Genomic DNA, 3005 nt, shown 5'->3' with positions numbered 1-3005 from the left:
TAAAAGAATCTTCTGTTGGCCCCATAAATATTATAAACTACACATTTACGAACTTTCCTTTGGATAATGTTCAAGATGTTGATCTTCAGTTTGATGCTTCAAAGTATATTGTAGGGCTTTCAAACTTTAGATATGAAGGAGTCCCTATTGTAAAGGGAGGAACTGGTTATTTGGATATAGGAAACTTTGTAACGCGTACATTTATTGAGAATGGAACTTGGCATCTTGAAATGAGAAACAGGTCACGGGATGCTGAAACAAGTAATGCAATAACCTATCATGTAACTTTGATTGTTTATGATAGAAAATACTTCAAAGAACTACCCAAAATAACTGTAGATTTTCGTGAAGGAATAAACGCAACAACAACAAAACCTGTAGGTCTTTAAATTTATAAATAATGAGAAAAGTATTTTATTTTTTTACTGTTTTGTTGTTTAATAGTGCTTGTCTATTAGCTCAAGTAGGGATAGGTACAGAATTTCCTACCGCCACCCTAGATGTGAATGGGCGTGTTTTAGTACAGAAAAAACTATATTTAGAAAACCCAGGAAGTTATACTGGAGAAGAAAACTCAAGCTTTCTAGTTATTAATAACAATGATGCAATTCATAAATATAATGTTGCCAGCAGCTCCTTTGGACCAATTAACTATGTACAGTTTGTTGTTCGAAATGTTTCCAATCAGGGTTTGAGAGGTGGATTTAATACAAAGATAAGCGCCGATAATTATACAATAGCAGTACATGGATTTTACTTTCTTCGGTCAAGCGATAACGATACTAATATTTCATTTAGAAAAACGTCGGGACAACCTACAACGAACAGAACTAGGTATGTAGAAGGTCAGCAGTTTTATGCATATATACAAGATGGTACTTGGTGGCTAAAGGCTTTTGTGAACAATAGTCAATTCTATGTGGGAAATACTTTGGCTAATCCTGATATTTATATGGACGTAATTATTTACAAAAATAACTTTATTACTAAAATATTTTCAGAAGTTCAAACAGTAGATATGGAGAAGAATCCCACGAAGACTGTCCCACTGCCAGCTGGATTCTAAGACTTACAAAATTGTTTTATTGACAAGTAAAACCTTTCTGTTGCTTTATCTTATTTGAGTTATAAAGACTATCAGAATGACATATAAATATCCAAGCCATCCTTTTTTAAAGGATGGCTTTTTTAATTTAATACACTACTGTAATTATATGCATCTACTACTTCTGTGTAATACATTAAAATCTAGATTATTAAAATTTTAAATAAGTAAAGCAGCTTTTTTTGATGCTCTATAAAAAATAATTCTACCTATTAATTTAAATGAATAGCGATTTGTGTATAGTTGTTTTTTTGTTTAATAGGAAAAGAGAATTATTCTAACAGCGATGATAAAAATTGAGGGAAGTTTGTTAAAGTGTCTAAAATGTTGTTAATTTGTTCGGTAACATTTAAAACTTAATAAAATGAAAAAACTATTACTTTTTACAGCTATTGCCGCATTTGCTTTCTCTACAGCTCATTCTCAAGAAATCCGTTTTGGAGTTAAAGCTGGTGCTAACTTCGCTAATATGTCGGTTAAACCTGACGATGGTATAAGCCTTGACGGTAGAACTAGTTTCCATATAGGAGGACTTGTTGAAATTCCGATTTCTGAAAAATTTTCTGTTCAGCCTGAGCTTTTATACTCTTCTGTAGGAGCAAAGTACAAAGATAACGATCCGTTTTTTGGAGATATGGAGCTTACCTATAAATTAAGCTATATAAGTATTCCTGTTATGGCAAAGTACTATGTAGTGGATGGTTTAGCCTTAGAAGCGGGTCCTCAGTTTGGATTCCTTGCATCTGCAAAAGGAGAAGTTGAAATAGGAGGAGAATCTGCAAGTGAAGACATCAAAGATCAATTTAAATCATTAGATATAGGCTTAGGTATTGGAGCATCTTACCGTTTAGATATGGGTGTTTTCTTTGGAGCTAGATATGCATTAGGGTTAAGTAATATAGCTGATGACACTGATGATGATGTTAAAGTGAAAAATAATGTTCTCCAAATTTCAGTTGGATATACATTCTAATTTTTTGTTTTTATATAAATAATGGTAAAAGGTCATTCTTTAGTTAGAGTGGCCTTTTTTGTTAAGAAGGTTTTAATAACTATGTATTGCAAAGCTTGTAGAATACTGTTTAATATGTTAGTTTTGATTTCAATTAATTAACATTTTAAACCCTTTTATTATGAAAAAAATCTTACTTTTTGCCGCTTTTGCGGTATTCGCGTTTACAACTGTACAGTCACAAAACATGAAAGCTGGAGCTAGTATAGCTTTACCAGTAGGTGATGCTGGTGATGCATCAAGTATCGGAGCACAACTGGATTTTGCTTATTTCTTTGATATCAATGAAGCCTTTAAGGTTGGTCCTATGGCAAGTTTCTTTTTCTATAATGGGAAAGATTATGATTATCCTGGAGGAAAGATTAAAGGAGAAAGTTTTCTGTTTTTACCCATTGGAGGATCTGCTAGATACATAATTGAAGATTTCTTCTTCGGTGCAGACTTAGGATATGGAATCGGACTTTCACCTGATGGAAATGACGGTGGGTTCTTCTTTAGACCAAAAGCTGGATATAACTTCGGAAGTCTTGCAGCTATTCTTTCTTATTCAGGAATTTCGAGAAAGTATACTGCTGCTGTTGGACCTGGATATTCAGTATCTAGTACTTCAACCTTCGGTTCTATAAACGCTGGGGTTGAGTTTTCTTTCTAAGATATTCTCAAATACATTTTTCAAAAGCAGGAGCATTTGTTCCTGCTTTTTTTTATGTCCTAATGTTTTTTAAAGTTCTAGAGCATAGTAATATATAAATAACATCTAAGTCCTTTATCTATCTCAAACAATAATTGCTTGGATCTTTTTATAAACACGTGATAAGTTTGTATGGATAGCTTATATATTTTCCAAAACCCCTTATTAGTTTCAAGAGATATTGTACAATATTTGTA

Annotated in this window: 4 protein-coding genes; all 4 read left to right on the top strand. The window is 32.6% G+C overall.

The window, feature by feature from the left end:
- A partial coding sequence (locus tag VKY41_RS05165) for a hypothetical protein (RefSeq protein WP_500813374.1) occupies positions 1-389 on the top strand: 389 nt, incomplete at its 5' end.
- A gap of 11 nt (positions 390-400) precedes the next feature.
- Positions 401-1066: a hypothetical protein gene (locus VKY41_RS05160; protein ID WP_500813373.1), complete on the top strand. Its 666-nt coding sequence runs from the start codon at positions 401-403 to the stop codon at positions 1064-1066.
- 403 nt (positions 1067-1469) lie between these two features.
- Positions 1470-2078 carry a porin family protein gene (locus tag VKY41_RS05155; protein WP_500813372.1) on the top strand — a complete coding sequence of 203 codons (609 nt, stop codon included), beginning with the start codon at positions 1470-1472 and terminating at the stop codon, positions 2076-2078.
- Between the two features lie 160 nt (positions 2079-2238).
- Positions 2239-2769: a hypothetical protein gene (locus VKY41_RS05150; protein ID WP_500813371.1), complete on the top strand. Its 531-nt coding sequence runs from the start codon at positions 2239-2241 to the stop codon at positions 2767-2769.
- The last annotated feature ends 236 nt before the right edge of the window (positions 2770-3005 follow it).

This window comes from Xanthomarina sp. (assembly GCF_035306605.1).
In the GTDB taxonomy this organism is placed as follows: domain Bacteria; phylum Bacteroidota; class Bacteroidia; order Flavobacteriales; family Flavobacteriaceae; genus Xanthomarina.
Note: the sequence above shows the minus strand (reverse complement) of the source record. Positions and strands in the feature narration are given on the sequence as shown.

Excerpts from the sequence above, each read along its gene's own strand:
- VKY41_RS05160 (WP_500813373.1), top strand. The coding sequence starts at position 401 with ATGAGAAAAGTATTTTATTTTTTTACTGTTTTGTTGTTTAATAGTGCT.
- VKY41_RS05155 (WP_500813372.1), top strand. The coding sequence starts at position 1,470 with ATGAAAAAACTATTACTTTTTACAGCTATTGCCGCATTTGCTTTCTCT.
- VKY41_RS05150 (WP_500813371.1), top strand. The coding sequence starts at position 2,239 with ATGAAAAAAATCTTACTTTTTGCCGCTTTTGCGGTATTCGCGTTTACA.